The 19,979-nt window shown below is 66.5% G+C and carries 22 protein-coding genes; 9 read left to right on the forward strand and 13 right to left on the reverse strand.

Annotated features, from left to right (window positions below; all coding sequences use genetic code 11):
• The first annotated feature begins 142 nt into the window (after positions 1 to 142).
• The 8 genes from QPK29_RS08185 (at position 143) to QPK29_RS08220 (ending at position 7,278) form a co-directional block, all read left to right on the forward strand.
• Positions 143 to 820: a DUF484 family protein gene (locus QPK29_RS08185; protein ID WP_371771666.1), complete on the forward strand. Its 678-nt coding sequence runs from the start codon at positions 143 to 145 to the stop codon at positions 818 to 820.
• A gap of 1 nt (position 821) precedes the next feature.
• Positions 822 to 1,760: a tyrosine recombinase XerC gene (xerC, locus tag QPK29_RS08190; protein WP_371771667.1), complete on the forward strand. Its 939-nt coding sequence runs from the start codon at positions 822 to 824 to the stop codon at positions 1,758 to 1,760.
• A 111-nt stretch (positions 1,761 to 1,871) separates the two neighbouring features.
• Positions 1,872 to 2,933, forward strand: coding sequence for a CobW family GTP-binding protein (locus QPK29_RS08195; protein WP_371771668.1), 1,062 nt, complete (start codon positions 1,872 to 1,874; stop codon positions 2,931 to 2,933).
• A gap of 153 nt (positions 2,934 to 3,086) precedes the next feature.
• Positions 3,087 to 3,539: an RNA polymerase-binding protein DksA gene (gene dksA, locus QPK29_RS08200; RefSeq protein ID WP_056134490.1), complete on the forward strand. Its 453-nt coding sequence runs from the start codon at positions 3,087 to 3,089 to the stop codon at positions 3,537 to 3,539.
• A gap of 208 nt (positions 3,540 to 3,747) precedes the next feature.
• A complete protein-coding gene (locus tag QPK29_RS08205; RefSeq protein ID WP_371771669.1) occupies positions 3,748 to 5,049 on the forward strand; it encodes an STAS domain-containing protein in 1,302 nt (433 codons plus the stop codon).
• 94 nt (positions 5,050 to 5,143) lie between these two features.
• A complete protein-coding gene (gene hslV, locus QPK29_RS08210) occupies positions 5,144 to 5,680 on the forward strand; it encodes an ATP-dependent protease subunit HslV (RefSeq protein WP_036231052.1) in 537 nt (178 codons plus the stop codon).
• 37 nt (positions 5,681 to 5,717) lie between these two features.
• Positions 5,718 to 7,052: an ATP-dependent protease ATPase subunit HslU gene (hslU, locus tag QPK29_RS08215; protein ID WP_371771698.1), complete on the forward strand. Its 1,335-nt coding sequence runs from the start codon at positions 5,718 to 5,720 to the stop codon at positions 7,050 to 7,052.
• Positions 7,053 to 7,080: 28 nt separating this feature from the next.
• Positions 7,081 to 7,278: a hypothetical protein gene (locus QPK29_RS08220; RefSeq protein WP_371771670.1), complete on the forward strand. Its 198-nt coding sequence runs from the start codon at positions 7,081 to 7,083 to the stop codon at positions 7,276 to 7,278.
• Between the two features lie 7 nt (positions 7,279 to 7,285).
• Here the strand turns inward: QPK29_RS08220 and QPK29_RS08225 are convergent, their stop codons facing one another.
• Positions 7,286 to 7,666 carry a cupin domain-containing protein gene (locus QPK29_RS08225; protein WP_371771671.1) on the reverse strand — a complete coding sequence of 127 codons (381 nt, stop codon included), beginning with the start codon at positions 7,664 to 7,666 and terminating at the stop codon, positions 7,286 to 7,288.
• A gap of 204 nt (positions 7,667 to 7,870) precedes the next feature.
• Here QPK29_RS08225 and QPK29_RS08230 point away from each other — a divergent pair, with 204 nt between their 5' ends.
• A complete protein-coding gene (locus QPK29_RS08230; protein ID WP_056134472.1) occupies positions 7,871 to 8,602 on the forward strand; it encodes a helix-turn-helix domain-containing protein in 732 nt (243 codons plus the stop codon).
• A gap of 3 nt (positions 8,603 to 8,605) precedes the next feature.
• On the opposite strand, the gene QPK29_RS08235 is transcribed toward QPK29_RS08230, so the two are convergent.
• From QPK29_RS08235 to gspG, 12 genes are all read right to left on the reverse strand, one after another.
• Positions 8,606 to 9,322 carry a type II secretion system protein N gene (locus QPK29_RS08235; protein ID WP_056134469.1) on the reverse strand — a complete coding sequence of 239 codons (717 nt, stop codon included), beginning with the start codon at positions 9,320 to 9,322 and terminating at the stop codon, positions 8,606 to 8,608.
• A gap of 11 nt (positions 9,323 to 9,333) precedes the next feature.
• Positions 9,334 to 10,554 (reverse strand): type II secretion system inner membrane protein GspF, encoded by a 1,221-nt coding sequence (gene gspF, locus QPK29_RS08240; protein WP_056134466.1) that lies wholly within the window; start codon positions 10,552 to 10,554, stop codon positions 9,334 to 9,336.
• A 3-nt stretch (positions 10,555 to 10,557) separates the two neighbouring features.
• Complete coding sequence (gspE, locus tag QPK29_RS08245; RefSeq protein ID WP_371771672.1) at positions 10,558 to 11,982, reverse strand: type II secretion system ATPase GspE; 1,425 nt, start codon at positions 11,980 to 11,982, stop codon at positions 10,558 to 10,560.
• A gap of 6 nt (positions 11,983 to 11,988) precedes the next feature.
• Entirely contained in the window at positions 11,989 to 14,328 is a 2,340-nt protein-coding gene (gspD, locus tag QPK29_RS08250) for a type II secretion system secretin GspD (RefSeq protein WP_371771673.1), read from the reverse strand.
• The gene (gspN, locus tag QPK29_RS08255; RefSeq protein ID WP_056134460.1) at positions 14,328 to 15,101 is read right to left on the reverse strand and encodes a type II secretion system protein N; all 774 of its coding nucleotides are present in this window, start codon (positions 15,099 to 15,101) and stop codon (positions 14,328 to 14,330) included. Before gspN ends, gspD begins: the two co-directional genes overlap by 1 nt.
• Positions 15,098 to 15,616, reverse strand: coding sequence for a type II secretion system protein GspM (gene gspM, locus QPK29_RS08260; protein ID WP_056134458.1), 519 nt, complete (start codon positions 15,614 to 15,616; stop codon positions 15,098 to 15,100). The genes gspN and gspM overlap by 4 nt, the downstream gene beginning before the upstream one ends.
• On the reverse strand, positions 15,613 to 16,824 hold the full coding sequence (gene gspL, locus QPK29_RS08265; protein ID WP_371771674.1) for a type II secretion system protein GspL: 1,212 nt from the start codon (positions 16,822 to 16,824) through the stop codon (positions 15,613 to 15,615). The genes gspM and gspL overlap by 4 nt, the downstream gene beginning before the upstream one ends.
• 74 nt (positions 16,825 to 16,898) lie before the next feature.
• On the reverse strand, positions 16,899 to 17,885 hold the full coding sequence (gene gspK, locus QPK29_RS08270; RefSeq protein WP_400189747.1) for a type II secretion system minor pseudopilin GspK: 987 nt from the start codon (positions 17,883 to 17,885) through the stop codon (positions 16,899 to 16,901).
• Entirely contained in the window at positions 17,882 to 18,556 is a 675-nt protein-coding gene (locus QPK29_RS08275; protein ID WP_371771675.1) for a PulJ/GspJ family protein, read from the reverse strand. Before QPK29_RS08275 ends, gspK begins: the two co-directional genes overlap by 4 nt.
• Entirely contained in the window at positions 18,553 to 18,942 is a 390-nt protein-coding gene (gene gspI, locus QPK29_RS08280; protein ID WP_371764245.1) for a type II secretion system minor pseudopilin GspI, read from the reverse strand. The genes QPK29_RS08275 and gspI overlap by 4 nt, the downstream gene beginning before the upstream one ends.
• An 11-nt stretch (positions 18,943 to 18,953) precedes the next feature.
• Positions 18,954 to 19,430: a type II secretion system minor pseudopilin GspH gene (gene gspH, locus QPK29_RS08285; protein WP_371764244.1), complete on the reverse strand. Its 477-nt coding sequence runs from the start codon at positions 19,428 to 19,430 to the stop codon at positions 18,954 to 18,956.
• Between the two features lie 13 nt (positions 19,431 to 19,443).
• A complete protein-coding gene (gene gspG / locus QPK29_RS08290) occupies positions 19,444 to 19,899 on the reverse strand; it encodes a type II secretion system major pseudopilin GspG (protein WP_371764243.1) in 456 nt (151 codons plus the stop codon).
• Positions 19,900 to 19,979: the final 80 nt, after the last annotated feature.

Here is a 19,979-nt window from a genome sequence, read left to right on the forward strand (position 1 = left end):
ACCCCGCTGCATCGCTCAAGCAAGGGCGGACCTGGGCAACCAGGTCCGCCCTTGGCTTTTGTGGCACAGTGCAGACAGGAAATCTGCGCCGACCCATTGCCGTCGGTTAAAATGAACCGTCTACCCATCTCGCAAGCCGCACATGACCGCCGCAACACTGGATCCCACCGCCATCGCCCAATACCTGCTCGACCACCCGCAGTTCTTCGTGGAGCACGCCGCTTTGCTGGGCGAAGTAAAACTGTCGAGCCCACTTACGGGCCGCGCGGTGTCGCTGCAGGAACGCCAGATGGAAGTCATGCGCGACAAGTACCGCACCCTGGAACTGCGCATGTCCGAGCTGGTGCGGCACGCCGAGGAAAACGCGGCCATCGCCAACCGTTTCCATGGCTGGACCCAGCAATTGCTGCGCACCCGCGTGCCGGGCGAGATCCCGGCCGCCGTCGCCGAAGGCCTCGTCAAGCATTTCATCGTGCCGCACGCCACGCTGCGCCTGTGGAAACTGGCGTCCGAGCACGCCGACACGTGGTACACGAACGGCGTCTCCGAGGACGTGCGCCTGTTCGCCAGCAGTCTGCGCGCGCCGTACTGCGGTCCGAACAAGGACTTCGAGGCGGTCAGCTGGCTGGACGGCGCGGACGCCGTGCGCTCGACCGTCCTGCTGCCGCTGCGCGCGAACGGCGGCGCCTTCGGCCTGCTCGTGCTCGGCTCGCCCGATCCGGAACGCTTCAGCGCCACGATGGCAACGGATTTCCTCGTCCACATCGGCGAGACGGCCAGCACCGCGCTCAGTTCTTCTCTCCTTCCTCTGCTCGACTGACATGGACACGCCGGCCGACGACGACTGGACCGGCCGCTACCTGGCGGAGCTGAAAACGCAACGCCAGCTGTCCGACCACACGATCGCCGCCTACCGCCGCGACCTGGCCGAACTGGCCCGGCTCACCGGCCAGGCCGACTGGGCGGCATTGACCCATTTCGACATCCGCCGCGTCACTGCGAAACTGCATGCCGAGGGGCAAAGCGCCGCCTCGATCGCGCGCAAGCTGTCCGGCTGGCGCGGCTTCTTCGACTGGCTGTCGCGCCAGCGCCCGCTGGCCGCCAACCCGGCCGACGGCGTGCGCGCGCCGCGCCGCCCCAAGCGCTTGCCGAAGGCACTGGCCGTCGACGATGCGGTCCAGCTCATGGAAAAGACGACGTCCGGCCATCCGGAACCCGCAGAGCTGTGCGACCGCGCCATGTTCGAACTGCTGTACTCGAGCGGCCTGCGCGTATCCGAGCTGGCCGGACTCGACGTCCACCACGTCCCCGCCCGCGGTGGCCAGCCGGCCTCGCTCGGCTGGCTGGAACTGGAAGCGCAGGAAGTCGTCGTCACCGGCAAGGGCAACAAGATGCGCCGCGTCCCCGTCGGCGGACCGGCGCGCGCGGCACTGGAAGCGTGGCTGGCCGTGCGACCGCCGGCGCGCGACGGCAGCGCCGCGTTGTTCCTGTCGGCGCGCGACACGCGCATCAGCCCGCGCGTCGTGCAATACCGCCTGAAGGCCCATGCGCACAAGGCCGGCATGCCGGTCCACGTGCACCCGCACGTGCTGCGCCACTCGTTCGCCTCGCACGTGCTGCAATCCTCGGGCGACCTGCGCGCCGTGCAGGAACTGCTGGGCCACGCCAGCATCACGTCGACCCAGATCTATACCTCGCTCGACTTCCAGCACCTCGCCGCCGTCTACGACCGGGCCCATCCGCGCGCAAAGCGAAAGTAAGTGCGCCAGTGCAGGCAGGCACGGCATGCCGGCTGGTGACGATTCGCAAATTCCGGCATAATCTTCCGATTCCCTGCGGCCGGAACGGCGCCCACCATTGGACAGCGACATATGGAATTGATCCCAAGCACCATCCTGACCGGCTTCCTCGGCGCCGGCAAAACCACGTTGCTCAACCGCATCCTGCAGGAAGAGCACGGCCTGCGCATCGCCGTCATCGAAAACGAGTTTGGCCAGGAAAATATCGACAACGAAATCCTCGTGCAGGATCCGAGCGAGCAGATCGTCGAAATGAACAATGGCTGTATCTGCTGCACCGTGCGCGGCGACCTGATCGTCGCCCTGACGAACCTGGCACGCAAGCGCGAAGCGGGCGAAATCAGCTTCGACCGCGTCGTCATCGAGACCACCGGCCTCGCCAATCCGGGCCCGGTGGCCCAGACGTTCTTCGTCGACGAGGAAGTCGGCGCGCACTACCTGCTCGACGCCGTCGTCACCGTCGTGGATGCCCGCCACGCCATGGACCAGCTGGACCGCCACGAGGAAGCCCAGCGCCAGGTCGGTTTCGCCGACAAGATCCTGTTGTCCAAGACGGACCTCGTGGACGAAGCCGCCGTCGAGGAACTGAAGGCGCGCATCCGCCGCATCAACCCGCGTGCACCGATCAGCACGTCGGACTTCGGCCGCGCCCCGATCAGCGACGTGCTCGACCTGCGCGGCTTCAACCTGAACGACAAGCTGGAGCTGGATCCCGCCTTCCTCACGACGGAAGAGGCGCACGACCATGGTCACGACCACGATCATGACCACGACCACGACCACGTCCACACGGAAGCGTGCGACCACAGCCACGACCACCATCATGGCCACCACAGCGACGACATCGCCGCGTTCGTCTTCAAGAGCGACCGTGCTTTCGACCCCGAGCGTCTGGATCAATTCCTCGGCAGCATGGTCCAAGTATTCGGTCCGAACATGCTGCGTTACAAGGGCGTGCTGTCGATGGCGGGCGCAGATCGCAAGGTCGTCTTCCAAGGCGTGCATCAAATCATGGGCAGCGACCTCGGTGCAAAGTGGGCGGATGGCGAATCGCGCGGCAGCAAGATGGTGTTTATTGGTAAAAATTTACCGAAAGATGTCTTTATTCGCGGATTGGAACAGTGTTTGGTATAAACTACCCCGGTTCTATGGTGCTCTCATGCACCCTGTGGTTGAACGACTGAACAACGGTCACGGCAGCTCGCCCGGCGCGCACACCGAAGCAATGGTAACCGCTGAGTTAGCTGATAAAATGGAAACTCTGTCGTATCAAAGGTAAGTGAAGTCATGACTAAAACAACGAAACCGAATACCGTTGCGCAGCCCGAAGAACGCCTCCTGACGGAAGAAGAAATTCGGGCCATGAGCGACGACGACTACATGAACCCGGCCCAGCTGGCGTTCTTCAAGAACCGCCTGCAGGAACTCGAAAAGGAACTGCTGAAAAACGCAGGCGAAACGACGGAACACCTGCGCGAAACCGTACTCGTTCCCGATCCGGCCGACCGCGCCACCATCGAGGAAGAGCACGCGCTCGAGCTGCGTACCCGCGACCGCGAGCGCAAGCTGCTCAAGAAGGTCCAGCAATCGCTGGCCTCGATCGAGTCCGGCGAATACGGCTGGTGCGAAGAGACCGGCGAACCGATCGGCATCCCCCGCCTGATCGCCCGTCCGACCGCGACCCTGTCGCTGGAAGCCCAGCAGCGCCGCGAGCTGAAGCAAAAGCTGTACGGTGACTGATCGCCGTACGCGCCGATGAAAAAGCATGCGCCCGCGCATGCTTTTTTATTTTTGGGACCGATGACCCTAGGGTTCGTGCGCACGAATTATTTCCCATCGGATACACTTATCGGATCGCCGGCAAGTTGACGCAGCTCAGGCGTGCGCACCACACCGTCCGCGCCGCCATGCTAATGTCTCGACCGGCAAATGGGCAGACAAGGACGGCATGGGACTCTTCGATTTCCTGAAGAAAAAAGGCGACGCACCGCTGGCGGGTGCGGACGGCCGCCCGCGCCCTGACGATCCGCTGACTGCCGGCCCCGTCACGCGGCTTTCTCTCGATACCGAGGCGGAACGCGAACGCCAGCGTGAAATCGCGCGCGCCACCGCGGCCAAGATCGACGCGATCGAACTGGAGATGGCCTCCGCCATCTTCGACGACGACACCTGGGCCGGCAACCGGCGCCCGCCGGCCGCCGCCGGCGCGCCGCCGCCTGAGCAGGCCACGGACCTCCTGCCGGGCGAGGATGAAATGCCGGACGCGGCCGCTACCCCGTCGAGCGCGCCGGTCGTCGAGGAAGCGGCGATCCTGTACGCCAACGGCCAGCTCGACGCGGCCGCCCTGCTGCTGCGCACGAGCCTGCGCGACCAGGACGGCGACCGTCTGCCGTGGTGGATGCTGTTCGACCTGGTCCAGATCATGGGCCTCGAACACGAGTTCGAAAGCATCGCGATCGACTACGCCAGCCGGTTCGAGACGTCGCCGCCCACGTATCACCCCGTCGCGGACACGTCGCACGCGCCCGACCGCCAGGTATCGGGGGCGATCCCGACGGCCACCCTGTCCGGCCGCCTCGACGACGGTCCGCTCGCCCGCGCGCAACTCGCCCGCGCCGCCTCGCCCGGTCCGCTGGTCCGGTTCGAATTCCAGGCCGTCACCGCGGTGACGGCACCGGGCTGCGTCCTGCTGCTGGACGCGCTGCAGGCGCTGCGCAAGGCGGGACGCGAACTCGTGCTGGCAGGCGCCGACCACCTCGTCGCCGTGCTGCGTCCGATGCTGGCGATCGGCGACCGCCGCGCGGGAGAGACGCCCTGGCTGCTGTTGCTGGAACTGCTGCTGCTGACGAACCGTGAAAAGGATTTCGAGGAGACCGCGATGGATTATTGCGTCACCTTCGAAGTGTCGCCGCCGTCGTTCGAGGCCCCGAAGCACGCGGCCTTGAGCCTGGCGGCCGGCCCGGCGGCGGCGGGCGACCGCTTCCTCCTGCCGGCCGCGATCCGGGGCGACAGCGCGCCGCTGCTGGCTGCCATCGCCGACCACGCGGCGCGCCATCCAGTCCTCGTGCTGGACGGGTCCCGGCTCGCACGCATCGATTACGCGGCCGCGAGCGCCCTCGCCGCCCATCTGCGCACGCTTGCCCAGGACGGGCGCGAGGTCGTGCTGCGCGACCTGAACCATCCCGTCGCCGCGCTGCTGCGCCTGCTTGGCGTCGGCGACCAAGTGCGTCTGTACGCCCACCGATACTGACGCCGCCAGGCGCCATGCCCCTCGGATACGGTTCAGTCTTGCAATTTCATATCGCATCCCCACTTGCGGTGAGCAGATCAACCACGAGGCAAATATGGAACAATTTCACGGCACGACGATCGTCAGCGTACGGCGCGGCAACCAGGTCGCGCTCGGCGGCGACGGACAAGTCACCCTGGGCAACGTCGTCATGAAGGGCTCGGCGCGCAAGGTACGCAAGCTCTACCAGAACAAGGTGCTGTGCGGCTTTGCCGGCGGCACGGCCGACGCCTTCACCCTGCTCGACCGTTTCGAAGCGAAACTGGAAAAACACCAGGGCAATCTGTTGCGCGCTTCGGTCGAACTGGCCAAGGACTGGCGCACCGACCGCGTGCTGCGCCGCCTGGAAGCCATGCTGCTGGTGGCCGACCGCGAAAAGACCCTGATTATCACCGGCAACGGCGACGTGCTGGAACCGGAAGACGGCATCGGCGCGATCGGCTCGGGCGGCATCTACGCGCAGTCCGCGGCCAAGGCCTTGCAGGAAAACACGGATCTCGCCCCGGCCGACGTGGTCAAGAAAGCGCTGACCATCGCAGGCGAGCTATGCATCTATACGAACATGTCGCACATCATCGAGACGCTGGAATAACGGCCTCTCCCGCAAGAAAGCACTCATGAGCACAATTATGAACATGACCCCGTCCGAAATCGTCTCGGAACTCGACAAGCACGTCGTCGGCCAAAGCAAAGCCAAGCGCGCCGTATCGATCGCGCTGCGCAACCGCTGGCGCCGCCAGCAGGTCGAGGAACCGCTGCGCCACGAGATCACCCCGAAGAACATCCTCATGATCGGCCCGACGGGTGTCGGCAAGACCGAGATCGCGCGCCGCCTGGCCAAGCTGGCCGACGCCCCGTTCATCAAGATCGAGGCGACCAAGTTCACCGAGGTCGGCTATGTCGGCCGCGACGTCGACACCATCATCCGCGACCTGATCGACATCGGCGTCAAGCAGACCCGCGCCAGCGAAATGAAGAAGGTGCGCCAGCGCGCCGAGGACGCGGCCGAGGACCGCATCATCGACATTCTCGTGCCGCCGGCGCGCGACTTCGGCTTCAACGTCAGCAGCGACGCCAAGGACGGCGGCGACGCCACGCGCCAGACCTTCCGCAAGCGCCTGCGCGAAGGCGCGCTCGACGACAAGGAAGTCGAGATCGACGTCGCCGAAGCCTCGCCGCAGATGGAAATCATGGCGCCGCCCGGCATGGAAGAAATGACGGAACAGATCAAGTCGATGTTCGCCGGCGTCGGGGCGGGGCGCAAGAAGCCCCGCAAGATGAAGGTGAAGGAAGCGATGAAGCTGCTCGTCGACGAGGAAGCAGCCAAGCTCATCAACGAAGACGAGATGAAGCAGAAGGCCATCGCCAACGTCGAGCAGAACGGCATCGTGTTCCTGGATGAGATCGACAAGATCGCGTCGCGTTCGGAACACGGCGGTGCGGACGTCTCGCGCGCGGGCGTGCAGCGCGACCTGCTGCCGCTCGTCGAAGGCACGACGGTGAACACGAAGTACGGCATGATCAAGACCGACCACATCCTGTTCATCGCCTCGGGCGCGTTCCACCTGTCGAAACCATCGGACCTGATTCCCGAGCTGCAGGGCCGCTTCCCGATCCGTGTCGAGCTGGAATCGCTGTCGATCCAGGATTTCAAGAGCATCCTGACCTCGACGGACGCGAGTCTCACCAAGCAGTACGAAGCCCTGCTGGCGACGGAAGGCGTCAAACTCGAGTTCGCCGACGACGGCATCCATCGCCTGGCCGAGATCGCGTATTCCGTCAACGAGCGCACCGAGAACATCGGCGCGCGCCGCCTGTACACGGTGATGGAAAAGCTGCTGGAAGAGATCTCGTACTCGGCCACCGACAAGTCGGGCCAGGCGCTCGTCATCGACGCGGCCTACGTCAACGAACGGCTGGATGCGCTGGCGGTCAACGAAGACCTGTCGCGCTACGTGTTGTAATCCACGGCTGCAAAAAGGAGAGGCGGCGATGGCAAACAAGGCACTGGCAACCCGGCAAAAGATGCGGCTGCGTGTCGAGCCGACGCCGCCACTCAAACCCCGCAACCCGTTCGCCGGCTTCGCCAAGGCACGCGCGGCTGGAGCGCATGCAAAACCCGAGGCCAGCGAGCGGCTGGCCGCGAAGCGTGCGCTCAAGAAGGTCAAGCTCGAACCGGACGAGGGCTGATCAGGCCCTACTTTGCCGGCATGATCAGCGGCTTGCCCTTCTCGACGACATAGGTGGCGATGCCCGCCCCGGCCACCGTGCCGGGGTTCCTGGCCGCGTGGATGGTGCCGGCCGGGATGAAGACGGATTGCCCCGCCTTCAGCATCACCGGCGCTTTGCCGTCGGGCAGGTACTCCAGCGTGCCCTCGACCACGTACAGCACTTCATCACCCGGATGCGTATGCCTCGGCACGCCATGACCGGCGTCGACCTCGACGCGCACCTCCACGACTTCGCGTCCCGACACCACGCTGTCATGCTTCAGCAGGTCGGTGCGCCGCACGCCCGGCGCTTGCGCAAACGCAGCCGCGCCCAATAGCGCCAGAGTGATCACGGTTACCGTTTTCATGGTTCCTCCTTTGGTATCGATTGGACACCGGCGCAGCGGCGAGGGCACCGACGTTCGCACCTGAACTGATGCGTATCATAACGCTGACCCGACTCAGCAGGCGGTCGTGGCTGGCGGGACTCGACATTTCTTGAACTGCCCTGCCTTCTTCTGTACATTCGTTAGGCCGAGTTGACGAACGAAAACAGAGAACTGACCACAACCATGAGCTCCCCCGACATGCTGCTGGACGTGCTGCGCGCCGAACTGCGCGCAGCCGGGATCACCTACAAGATGCTGGCCGACCGCATCGCGATGAGCGAATCGAGTATCAAACGCATGTTCGGCCAGAAGGACATGACCCTGTCGCGCCTGGCGCAGATCTGCCAGGCGGCCGGCATCGCCATGGAAGACGTGCTGCGGCGCGCGGCCGATGCGCGGCCGCAGGCCGACACGCTCACGCTCATCCAGGAAACGGCGCTCGTCGCCAACCCGCGCCTGCTGCTCGTGGCGATCTGCTGCCTCGGGCACTGGAGCCTGGAACAGATGGTGGAAACCTATCGTTTGAGCGAACCCGAATGCATCGGCTTGCTGGTGGAACTCGACCGCCTCGGCGTGATCGAACTGAAGCCACTGAACCGTTACACGCTGCGGGTCTCGAACGCGTTCCGCTGGCTGCCGGACGGGCCGGTGCAGCGCTTCTTCCGCGCCCACGTCGTCGAGGATTATTTCGCCGGTAACTTCGACGGTGCCGGCGAAACCTTGATGTGCCTGCCCGCACGCCTGTCGCTGGCGAGCGCCGCCGAGCTGGCGGAAAAGATCCATCAGCTGGCCGGCGAACTCGCACGCATGCACCGCAACGACCGCCGCCTGCCTCCGCAGGAGCGCGACGGCTTCACGTTGCTGGTGGGTTTCCGTTCGTGGGAATTCGCGGCGTTCACCGCATTGCGGCGCTGACGCTTATTGCGTATTCATCTGACCGGCCGGATTGTCGCCGCGCGTCTGCGGCGGCATCTGCTGACCGTTCGGCGTCGGATTGATCGGGTTCGGATTCGAGGGCGGCGGATTGTCGTGCGTGCCGACGTCGCCCGGGTTCGTCATGGACGGCTGTGGCTGGACGGCGCCCGGTGCCATCGGCGGCTCCGGTACGGCCTGCACCGGCTGCGCGGCCGGTGCGGTCGTGATCTGCTGGGGCTGCGGAAAATTCTGCTGCGGCATGCCGCCCGGCGGCGCCCCACTGGGCGGCATGCCGCCGGGCGCGCCACCCATCGCCGCGGCGGGCTTGGTATCGGTCGCCAGGTCGACACGCTTCATGACGCCGCCATCGGACAGCATCACATAGCGCGGGTGGACTTCCGCCAGCGTGATGCCGGGCGCCAGCTCCTTGCCGACCCGCAGCGCCTTCGGCGGCGAACCTTCGGCGACGATGATCGCCACGCTGCTGCTCCCGTCCGCCACGACGCCCGTCAACTGGTAATTCGTCGCGCTTGCCACCGAGACCTGGCCACCGAACAAGGTGGCGGCGGCATCGATGGTCGGGTCGGGCATGGCGGCCTGCGGCGCCGCCGCGATCGGGCGCTGGGGCGGCTGGTACAACTGCATGATCCAGTACGCCAGCGACACGGCAAACAGGACCACGCCCAGCAGGCTCAGGAAAAAAGGCAAGCGCTTGTTCATCAGTTTCCTTGTCACTGCACCAACTGGTTGATTTCAATAATCGGCATCAGCACGGCCAGCACGATCAATAGCACGACGAGGCCCATGGCCAGGATCAGCACCGGCTCCAGCAGGCCGGCAATGGTCAGGGTGCGCCGTTCGAGGTCGGCCTGCTGTGAATTCGAGGCCCGCTCGAGCATGGCCGGCAGTTCGCCCGTGATCTCGCCCGCGCGGATCATGTGCACGAGCATGGGCGGGAACAGCTTTTGCGCCGACAGCGCCCGCGCCAGGCTCACGCCCTCGCGCACGCTGGCGGTCGCCTGCTCCACGAGTTCCTTCATCGCCACGTTCGACAACGTGTCGCGGCTCGTCTCGAGCGCGCGCAGGATGGGCACGCCGGAGCCCGTCGTGATCGCCAGGGTGCTCGCGAAACGGGTCGTGTTCAGGCTGCGCTCGAACTTGCCGTACACGGGCGCGTTCAACAGCCACGTATGCCAGCGGCGCTTGAGCACGGGGTTGCGCAGGGCGCGGCGCCACGCGTACCACGCCGCGATGACGACCAATGCCACATAGATCCCGTAGGCGCGCGTAAAGTTCGACACACCGAGCATGAGGATGGTCAGGAACGGCAGTTTCTGCTTGGTATTGGCGAACACCGAGACGATCTGCGGCACGACATAGGTCAGCAGGAAGATCACGATCGCGAACGCGACGACGGTGACGATGGCCGGATAGGTGAACGCCAGGCGCACCCGCTGCACGAGGGCGTTGCGGCGTTCGATGTAGTCGGCCAGGCGCGACAGCACGCGCGACAGCTGGCCGATCTGTTCGCCGGACGCGACGAGGGCCCGGTAGATCTCGGCGAAGTCGCGCGGATGGCGCGCCAGCGCACTGGAGAACGACGCGCCGCCCATCACTTCGGACCGGATCGACGCGATCAGGTCGCGCACGTAGGCACGCTCGGCCTGTTCCAGCAACGCGGTGAAGGCCTGTTCGAGCGGCAGGCCGGCTTCCAGCAGGCTCGCGAGCTGGCGCGTGAACAGCGCGAGCTCGACCTGGGACAGGCGCTCGCCGAAGCCGCGCGCACGCGCGGCCCCGCTCTCGTCGACCTGGGCCGCGATGGCCTCGACGGCGAGCGGCGTCAATCCCTGCAGGCGCAGGTCGGCGCGCGCGGCACGCGGGCTGTCGGCGTTCAGGACGCCCTTGCGGGTCACGCCGCCCGTGTCGACGGCTTCATAGCGGAAGGCGGGCATCGATCAATCCACCTTCGTCACGCGCAGCAATTCGGCTTCCGTCGTGATGCCTTCCTGCACCCACCGTTGGCCATCGTCATGCATGGTCTTCATGCCGGATTTCAGGGCCGCGTTGCGGATCTCGGCCTCGGCGGCCTGGTTGTGGATCTGCGAACGGATCTTTTCGTTCGTCTCGAGCAGCTCGTACACGCCCACGCGGCCGTGGAAGCCCGTGTGGCCGCAGCGGTCGCACCCGACCGCCACCCAATGTCCCGCTTCCTGGCGCTTGCAGTGCGGGCACAGCTTGCGCACGAGGCGCTGGGCCATCACGCCCAGCAGCGACGACGACAGCAGGAACGGCTCGATACCCATGTCCAGCAGACGGGTGACGGCCGACGCGGCGTCGTTCGTGTGCAGCGTGGCCAGCACGAGGTGGCCCGTCAGCGAGGCCTGCACGGCGATCTGGGCCGTTTCAAGGTCGCGGATCTCGCCGATCATGATCACGTCCGGGTCCTGGCGCAGGATCGCGCGCAGGGCCTTGCCGAACGTCATGTCGATGCGGGCGTTGACCTGCGTCTGGCCGATGCCCGGCAGGTCGTATTCGATCGGGTCTTCCACCGTCATGATGTTGGTGGTCGTCGAATTCAGGCGCGACAGCGACGCGTACAGGGTCGTCGTTTTACCGGAACCGGTCGGGCCCGTGACGAGCACGATGCCGTGTGGCTGGTTGATCAGCTTGTCGAACTGCGGCAGCATCTGCCCGCTCATACCGAGGTGGCTGAGGTCGAGGCGGCCCGCTTCCTTGTCGAGCAGACGCAGCACGGCGCGTTCGCCGTGGCCGGTCGGCAGGGTCGACACGCGCACGTCGACGGGCTTGCCGCCGATGCGCAACGTGATGCGGCCGTCCTGGGGCAGGCGTTTTTCCGCGATGTCGAGCTGCGACATGATCTTGATACGCGAGATCAGCGACGCGTGGATGCCCTTGCGCGGGCGCACGATGTCGCGCAGCGCGCCGTCGATGCGGAAGCGCACGACGGACGTCTGCTCGAACGGTTCGATATGGATGTCCGACGCGCCTTCGCGCAGCGATTGCGTGAGGAGCGCGTTGATCATGCGGATGACGGGCGCATCGTCGGACGATTCCAGCAGGTCCTCGATCGCGGGCACGTCCTGCAGCAGCTTCGTGAGGTCGAGATCGGCGTCGAACTCGTCCGCGACCTGCGACGCGTCGCCGCCGGCCGACTGGTACGCGGCGGCAATGGCCGATTCCAGTTCGGCCCGTTCCATCCGCCGCAGGGTGATGCGCCCGAAACGGCGCGAGACCTCGGCGATCGCCGCGGGCTTGGTCGCGTTCGAGACCAGCACTTCGACGGCTTGCGACGGGTCGCCGTTGGAACGCGCCAGCACGCCGTAATCGCGTGCGAATGCGTAGGGCAACAAGTTATTCATCGTCTGTCAATTCTGTTGGGTCGGCGTCGCCGGCCGGTATTCAGGTTGCGCGGGTTGCACAGGACGGAACTCCGGCTGGGCCGGCGCCTTGGGCTGGCTCGTGCCCGGCCCGGTGGCGGCGCCCGGACGCGCAGTGGCCGGTGCCGGCGGCGGCATCGTCGCCATCGCACTGCCCACGGGCGGCTGGCCATTGACCAGGCTCGGCAGCACCGGTGCGCCGAGGTTCTTCAGCAGCACGGTGTCGTCGACCGGTTGTGCCGTCGTGCCGGCGGCGCGCATGAATTCGTAGCGGTCCATCGACAGGCTGTCGTTCTGTTCCTTGCTGCGCACCACGACCGGGCGCAGGAACACCATCAGGTTACGTTTGGCGCGCGTGCGGGTGCGGTACTTGAACAGGTTGCCGATGATCGGAATATCGCCCAGTCCACGCGTCTTTTCGTTGTTCTCGGATTCGTCGTCCGAGATCAGTCCGCCCAGCACGACGATCTGGCCATTGTCGGCCAACACGTTGCTCTCGATCGCGCGGACGGTGGTCACGATGCCCGACGCCGAGCTGACGGAATTGTCGATCCCCGAATTCTCGTGATAGATCGCCAGCTTGATCGTACCCCCTTCGGAAATCTGCGGGCGCACTTTCAGCAGCAGGCCCACGTCCTTGCGGTCGACCGTCTGGAACGGATTGCTTGCCCCGCTCGCGCCCGTCGTGAAGGAACCGGTGATGATCGGTATGTTCTGGCCGACCTTGATCGTCGCCAGTTCGTTATCCAGCGTGATCATGTTCGGTGTGGACAAGATGTTGGCGTGTCCCGTACTTTCAAGGGCATGCGCGATCGCGCCCAGGCCCAGCTCGCCGTTCACCTGCTTGAAGAGGCCGATCGACAGGCCGGTCGGCGTCGGGATCGAGCTGCCGGTGGTCGTGCCGGATGCGCCGCTGATGCCCGTCGCCGCGGCCAGCGCCAGGTTGACGATGTTGTTATTGCTGCCGCCGAGGCTGAACGACTGCAGGCCGCCGACGCGGTAGCTGCTGTTGTTGTTGCCGGTCAGGCCCACCCATTGCACGCCGAACTCGGACGCGTCGGTCGACGTCACCTCGACCACCAGTGCCTCGATGTAGACCTGGGCGCGGCGCACGTCGAGCTGGTCGATGACGGCGCGCAGGTTGCGGTACACGGCGTCCGGCGCCGTGATGATGAGGCTGTTGGTCGATGCGTCGGCCTGGATGAAGCCGGAACCCTGTCCGCCGCCGGCACCGCCGGCCGTGGCCTGGCCCTGCTGGGCGAACGAGCCGCCCGTGCCGCCCATGCCGACGCTGCTCTGCTGGCCCTGCTGGCCGCCGAGTCCGCCGGCACCACCGGCGCCGCCGGCGGCGGTGGACTGGATCGACCCGCCCGCCGTGCCCTGCTGCTGCACCGGCACGGCCGACGCATCCTGCGACACGACGGCGCGCAAGGTCTGCGCGACCTTGCTGGCGTCGGCGTTCTTCAGGTAGACCACGTGGATGTTGCCGAGTTCCGTCGTCGGCTGGTCGAGCTTCGCGATCAGGTTCTTGGCCATGCTCGCGCGGGCCGGCGACGGCGCACGCACGATGACGGTATTGGTGCGCGGATCGGCCAGCACGGTGACACGGCCCGCATCGCCACCTGCCGCCGGTTCCATCAGGCGCGTGACGAGCGTGGCGACGTCGCTGGCGATGCCGTTGCGGATCGGGACCACGTCGAGGTCGCCGGTGGCCGGCGCGTCGAGCGCGGCGATGATCTTCGACAGGCGGCGCAGGTTGTCGGCATAGTCCGTGATCACGAGGCTGTTGTTGCCCGGGTCGGCCATGATCGAGTTGTTGGGCGAGATCAGCGGCCGCAGCACGGCCGTCAGGTTGGCGGCGGACTCATGCTGCAGGCGGTAGACCTGCGTGGCGATCTGGTCGCCTTTGACCTTCGAGCCGCCGATGCCGACCTGCGTGGGCGAGGACTGCAGCTTCGCTTCCGCTTCCGGCACCACCTTCGCATAACCGTCGCCGGTGACGACCGCATAGCCCTGCAGGCGCAGTGCCGAGGTCAGCAGCGAGAAAGCCTGGGCCCTGGTCAATGTCTTTTCCGAAACGAGCGTCAGCGTGCCTTTCACGCGCGGGTCGATGATGAACGTCGTCCCCGTGTAATGGCCGACCGCCTTGATCACGGACTCCATGTCGGCATTGACGAAGTTGAGCGCGGCGCCATTGCCACTACCGTCCTGTGCATGGGCGAGCGGCGGCAGGACGCTGGTTCCGACGGTGCAGCAGAGCATGGCGCCGGCCACGATGCGGCGCAGTGCCGGGAGTTGCTGGATGCTGCGGGTTGGATTTTTTTTCATCATCTGAACTCTAACGCGATTATGTTCTTGCCGTTCACCATACGCCGTTGACCCAGCAGGTTGAGCAGGTTGCCCAGCGTGTCTTCGTACTTGTCGGCCGCCGCGGCCTGTCCCGAGAAGTGCAAGCGGCCGCTTTCCAATGCTCCATTGCCAGACAGCAGGAGCGCACCGCTCACCGTACGCAGCACCACGTCGGCCCGCTGGCCGTGCCAGTCCATGGCCATCTCGTAGGTACCGAGCGGTTTGATCGGGCTCATGCGCGATCCCATGTCGGTCAGCGACAGCACCGTGCGCCCGCTCACCGCCACCGTATTGCCCTGGCGCGCGATGTCCAGCAGGTTCCAGGACAGCTTGATCGTGCCCGTGAGCGCGAGCGTGTTCAACGGCGCACCCAGGCCGGCCAGGCCCTCGGCCGGCAACAGCAGCTGGCCGGCGCTGACCTGCCATTGCGACCAGCTGCCGCTGACGTGCACGGGCTGCGCCAGCGCCTGGTCGTTGGCCAGGTCCATGCTGACATCCCCGAACAGCACCAGCGGCGACAGGCGCCAGCTGAAGCGTCCCGGCAGCAGCGGCGTGACGGATCCGCCCGCGCCCGGCGCCCCGCCCACAAAGGCTGAGCCGCGCCAAAGCGTACCCTGCGCATCCCCCAGAGTCAAACGGCCATCCGTCTGGCGTTCGACCATCGGCGCGAGCCATGCCGCCGGCAGGAACGCCAGTACCGTCAGGATCACCGCGAGCGTCGGCAGCGCGATCCAGGCGAACGTGCGCTTCATTGGCCGCTGCCGGTGTTCTGGCGCAGCGTCAGGCTGGCGTCGACCTGGCCGGCGGCGGGCAGGGACGTGACGACGGCGTCCTGCACGAGCAAGCGGTTGGCGCGGCGCTGCTCGTCCAGCCACGTGGCGAGGTTGGCGAACGCCACGTTATTCAACTGCAGCTTGATGTATTCGCCGTTCACCGACAGCGATTCCGGATTCAGGCCGCGCCCCGACAGGCTGCTGCCGACGGTGTCGCGCGTGAGCGGCACGACGTGCGTTTCCGGCGCCTGCGCCAGCGTGCTCGCTTCCTGGGCCATGGCCTGCAGCTCGGCCGCCTGCTGGCGCAGCTGCGGCAACTGGCGGCGCAGCTGGGCGCGCCCTTCGATGGCCGGATCGACGAGCAGCAGATACAGCAGCGCGGCCAGCACGACGGCGCCGCCGGCCGCCAGGAAGCGGCGTTCCTGCTCGGTGCGCGCGAGCCAGAGCGCCGTGGCGCGCTCGCGGTACTGGGCGAAGGTGGTGGCGATGCTCATGGTTTGGCTCCCGTGCTGCGGATGACCCAGTTGCCCGGCGTGCTTTCTTCCAGCGTGAGCCGGCGCGTGGCCAGGGCCGTGCGCAACTGCCCGGTCAAACCGGGGTCGACCGTCTCAGGTTTGACTTTGACGGTCAACGCGCGTTCGCGGTATTCGATTGATGCAATTCCAACCGGACGGCCGAGCGCGCGCGTCGCTTCACCCAGCGCCGAGGCGAGATAAGTAAATTCGTCGGGCGACACGTCGCCCGTGTTGGCGCGCGCGCGGGCGACGTGCTGGCGCATCTGCAGTACGGGATCGAGGATCGTCGTTTCACGCGGATACACGTTGCGGTAGGTCTGGATCATCGACTGGCGCACCGTGTTGGCTTCGCGGCGCAGGCGCAGCCAGTCGACGTTCAGCCCGATCAGGTTGACGGCCACGGCCAGCGCGCCGAGCGCGATCGGCCAGCGCCAGCGGCGCCAGTCGCGCGTGGGCGCCCCCGCCGCGCCGAGGCCGCTCACGAGGTCCAGCGCAGTCGTCTTGGAACCGGCGATCCAGTGCGTCCAGTTGTCGGCCTCGATCAGGATGCCGGGACCGGCTTCCTGCGCCAGCGCCTGGTATTCGCCCAGTTGCGCGGGCGGCACGTACAGCACGAGCGGGGCGTCGCCGCTGAAGGCGCGCGCCGTCTGCAGCACGACGGCCGGCGTGGCGTCGAGCGCGAGGCCGAAGCCCTGGAACAGGCTCTGGCGCAAAGTCAGTTCGACGCCGGAAATGGCGGCGGCAACACTGCCCGGCTGCAAGGGCAAGCACAGTTGCGCGGGCTCGGCCATGATGGTGCGCGCGCCCTGCGCCAGCAGGCTTTTCACGATGCCTTGCAGCCAGTCGCGCTCGACCACGGCGATGGGCCGCATGCCGTCGGGCTGCTCGGGCGCGGCCACGAGGACGGCGTCCATCGGATCGCCCAGGATGTGTTCTTCGACGAGGCCCGGCAGCGCGGCCTTCAGGCGCGCGCCGGACAGCGGCGGCGCCTGCACCGACAGCAGGGTCACGTCGGCGGCGGCGAGCAGCAGGACGATGCGGCGGCTCGCGCCGACCAGGTCGCCCAGGTTGCGCAGCGGGCCTTCGCCGTGCTGGTCGATCGCGCCGCCATCGGTGACGAGGGCGAAGCGGCACAACGCATGTTCACCTTCGGCACGCGCAGGATGCCGGATATAAAGTGTGCTCAAACTGTCTCGCTTTCTCGATCTTCTGTTGGTCGTTCTAACATGCCCTGCGCTATCCCTCGAGACTTCTGTCCAATTCAATACTGGCGGATCCACACCACTTTCGGCCCGCTGCCCGCCACCAGGTTCGACGACCGGTGGATCAGCGCCTGCGCGTCCAGTGCCGCACGGTCCAGGCGGATGCGGCTGTCGACGAAAAACCAGTCGCTCTTGACGCCCGCCGTACCCTCCACCGGCTTCCGGTTCTCGCCGATCTCGGTCTCGAAATAATTGAGACCGCGCCACGCCGCCTGCTTGCGCCGCACGATCAGCGTATTCGCTTCCGACACCGACATGTCCGGCACCACGGCCGCCAGCACTTCCGCCGGCGCCGTGTTGACGTTCACCGGCGTCTTTTCCGGCAGCACCGTCACGAACGGCCGCAGCCGCTCGACGATGGCCGGCGTCACGCCCCGCACCGACAACAAATCTTCCACCTGCAGAATCTTCACCGGCGCGCCCGTCACGGGCGCGGCCTGCGTCTGCTTCGTCGGGTCGTTGCCCTCGTCCGTCGTGGCCGGCAAGCCGGCCGCGACGAAGTTCGCGATGCGCAGCGCGAGGCCCTGATCCAGCTGCAGGTTGTTCAGCAGGCGTTTGAAAATCACCTGCTGCTGCGGATCCGGCAACCCGCGGCTCATCCCCAGGTTGCGCAAATTGTAACGCGAGCATGCGTCGGTAATGTTACCGGACAGGCTCGCATCGAACGTTTCTCCTTCGACCCGCTGGCGTTCGACGTATTGGTCCAGGCGCGTTTCCGCCAGCGGCGTCGCCCAGACCTGGTCGAGCGACGTGTAGTCGCGGTGGTCGATGCCGTCCTGGAACAGGACCAGCGTCGACCAGTCGAGCGCGCCGCGCAGGATCCACTTGGTCTGCAAGTGCAGGCGCTGGTTTTCCATCGAGCGCACCTGCACCTGCTGCTGCCAGAACAGGCTGGCGACGATGGAGATCGCCAGCGTGGTGAGCAGCAGCGCGGTGATCACGGCCACGCCGCGTTCGCGCGCAGGCCGGCGCTGGCGCGTTCTCATGGTTCCCCCAGCAGGAAGGATTTGACCATCGGCTGTTGCAGGTTCTGGGCCTGCAACGCGACCTGCAGGCCGGTCGGTTCGTTGCTCATCTGCGCCGCCTGGTCGGGCGACGGGGGCTGGGGCGGCGGCGGCGCCTGGCCCGTGCCCGCCGCATTCGCACCGGGATCGACGCCACCCTGGCGCCAGGAGTTGTTGAGCCAGGTCGCGACCTGCATGCCCGTCACGCCGGTCTGCAGGGCGACGGCCGGATTGGTGTCGGCATCGCTGGTGACGGCCTGCCACAGCGCGTCGAGCTGGACGAGGTCGCGCGTCGGCTGCGACTCGCGCCGCATCAAGGTGCCGTTGACGATGCGGTACGCGACCACCTGCAGCCGCGACGGCTGGTTTTCCGTAAACACCTCGCGCACGAGCGTCAGGCGGTCGGCGCCGACGAGGAGATAGGGGCGCTGGTCGACGACGTCGCGCTGCGCGATGTGCTCGCAGTCGCTCTGCATCTGCGCGAAGGCCAGCTGCATGCCGCGCGTCGTTTCCATCTGCTGCGTGAGAGCCACGCGGGCACGCACGATGCCGTCCAGCCCGCGCCAGCCGAGCACGGCCACGATGGCGAGGATGCTGATCGCCACGAGCAGCTCCACCAGCGTGAAGCCGCGGGCCCGGGAAGAGTTCGTCATCGCCACGGCTTCAGCACGAGTTGGACCAGCTTGACGATGCGCCGGTTGGGGTTTTCGATGTCGTACACCGAGACCTCGACCCGGCGCAGGCGCGGGTTCGGGCTGGCGATCACTTCTTCCTGGCACACGAGGTGCAGGTCGCCCTGCGGGCAATCGAAGCCGTGCTTGCCGATGTCGGGGAATTCCTTGCCCAGGCGGATCTGCACGAGCCGGTTCTCGGCCGACCACGTCGCCATCATCGAGGCGCGCAGGCTGCTGCCGTTGGCGCTCAGGCTGCCGACGGCGCGCAGGCCCGCGCCCAGCGCCGTGCCCACGATGACGAGGGCCACGAGCACTTCGAGCAGCGTGAAGCCGCGTTGCCGGTTCGGGAATCGCATGGCGCGCATGATTGACCTCTTCACTCCACCGTGAAGTGCCCGACCCCGTCGGCGCGGATGGCGACGCGGTCGTTGCCGCTGGCCAGCGTGAGCACGAACGGCTTGTCGACCGGTTCGCTGCCGAACGTGATGCGCAGCGGATTCAGGGTACCCGCGCTGGTCGGGTCCAGCAGCAGGGTCAGCGGGGCATTCTTGAAGTCGCGCTCGCGCAGCATGTCGTCGTTCGCGATCGGTTGCCAGCGCGTTTCGGTGCGCACGAGGAAGTGGTAGCGCTCGGGCGTGGCTTCGAAGGCGACGAGGCGGTTGCGCACGATGGCTTCATCGCGCGCCAGCTGCAGCAGCAGCGCGATGCGCTGCGCCTCCTTCTGCAGGTCCTGGTGCGGGCTGGGAATGGCGTTGAGGCTGGCCAGCCCCAGCGTGATGCCGATGATGACCATCACGACCATGATCTCCACCAGGGTGAAGCCGCCGGCGCGGCCCGGCGCGCGCGTGGTCATCGACACACCTACGTTATTTGTTGTCCCACGAACCGACGTCGGCATCCTCGCCGGTACCGCCCGGCTGGCCGTCCGCGCCCAGCGAGAACACGTCGATCTCGCCGTGCAGGCCCGGCGACAGGTACTGGTACGGATTGCCCCACGGGTCCTTCGGCAGCTTGTCGATGTAGCCGCCTTCCTTCCAGCCGTTGGCGGCCGGGCCGCTGGTCGGCTTCTGGACGAGGGACTGCAAGCCCTGCTCCGTGGTCGGATAGCGCTGGTTATCGAGCTTGTACATCTTGAGTGCCGACATCAGCGTGGCGATGTCGACGCGGGCCGCTGTCACGCGCGACTCGCCGGTACGGCCCAGCAGCTTGGGCACGACGAGCGCGCCCAGGATGCCGATGATGACCACGACGACCATGATTTCGACGAGGGTGAAACCGCGCTGGCGGCGCTGCCGTGCGAAACGATGCTTGAAGTTCTGCATAGATGTGATGGATGTGGTCGAAAAAACAGTATAAGGCCGAACGAGCGGGGATGACGTTAAAAGTCGTTTGGAAAATGTTC

The sequence above is a fragment of the Massilia orientalis genome (genome assembly GCF_030411975.2).
In the GTDB taxonomy this organism is placed as follows: domain Bacteria; phylum Pseudomonadota; class Gammaproteobacteria; order Burkholderiales; family Burkholderiaceae_D; genus Telluria; species Telluria orientalis.

Coding starts and splice junctions, on each gene's coding strand:
- hslV (WP_036231052.1), top strand. CDS start 5,144: ATGGAACAATTTCACGGCACGACGATCGTCAGCGTACGGCGCGGCAAC.
- gspG (WP_371764243.1), bottom strand. CDS start 19,899: ATGCAGAACTTCAAGCATCGTTTCGCACGGCAGCGCCGCCAGCGCGGT.
- gspN (WP_056134460.1), bottom strand. CDS start 15,101: ATGAAGCGCACGTTCGCCTGGATCGCGCTGCCGACGCTCGCGGTGATC.
- gspM (WP_056134458.1), bottom strand. CDS start 15,616: ATGAGCATCGCCACCACCTTCGCCCAGTACCGCGAGCGCGCCACGGCG.
- hslU (WP_371771698.1), top strand. CDS start 5,718: ATGAACATGACCCCGTCCGAAATCGTCTCGGAACTCGACAAGCACGTC.
- gspE (WP_371771672.1), bottom strand. CDS start 11,982: ATGAATAACTTGTTGCCCTACGCATTCGCACGCGATTACGGCGTGCTG.
- QPK29_RS08185 (WP_371771666.1), top strand. CDS start 143: ATGACCGCCGCAACACTGGATCCCACCGCCATCGCCCAATACCTGCTC.
- gspI (WP_371764245.1), bottom strand. CDS start 18,942: ATGCGCGCCATGCGATTCCCGAACCGGCAACGCGGCTTCACGCTGCTC.
- QPK29_RS08195 (WP_371771668.1), top strand. CDS start 1,872: ATGGAATTGATCCCAAGCACCATCCTGACCGGCTTCCTCGGCGCCGGC.
- gspD (WP_371771673.1), bottom strand. CDS start 14,328: ATGAAAAAAAATCCAACCCGCAGCATCCAGCAACTCCCGGCACTGCGC.
- xerC (WP_371771667.1), top strand. CDS start 822: ATGGACACGCCGGCCGACGACGACTGGACCGGCCGCTACCTGGCGGAG.
- gspF (WP_056134466.1), bottom strand. CDS start 10,554: ATGCCCGCCTTCCGCTATGAAGCCGTCGACACGGGCGGCGTGACCCGC.
- QPK29_RS08220 (WP_371771670.1), top strand. CDS start 7,081: ATGGCAAACAAGGCACTGGCAACCCGGCAAAAGATGCGGCTGCGTGTC.
- QPK29_RS08205 (WP_371771669.1), top strand. CDS start 3,748: ATGGGACTCTTCGATTTCCTGAAGAAAAAAGGCGACGCACCGCTGGCG.
- QPK29_RS08235 (WP_056134469.1), bottom strand. CDS start 9,322: ATGAACAAGCGCTTGCCTTTTTTCCTGAGCCTGCTGGGCGTGGTCCTG.
- QPK29_RS08230 (WP_056134472.1), top strand. CDS start 7,871: ATGAGCTCCCCCGACATGCTGCTGGACGTGCTGCGCGCCGAACTGCGC.
- QPK29_RS08225 (WP_371771671.1), bottom strand. CDS start 7,666: ATGAAAACGGTAACCGTGATCACTCTGGCGCTATTGGGCGCGGCTGCG.
- dksA (WP_056134490.1), top strand. CDS start 3,087: ATGACTAAAACAACGAAACCGAATACCGTTGCGCAGCCCGAAGAACGC.
- gspK (WP_400189747.1), bottom strand. CDS start 17,885: ATGAGAACGCGCCAGCGCCGGCCTGCGCGCGAACGCGGCGTGGCCGTG.
- QPK29_RS08275 (WP_371771675.1), bottom strand. CDS start 18,556: ATGACGAACTCTTCCCGGGCCCGCGGCTTCACGCTGGTGGAGCTGCTC.
- gspH (WP_371764244.1), bottom strand. CDS start 19,430: ATGACCACGCGCGCGCCGGGCCGCGCCGGCGGCTTCACCCTGGTGGAG.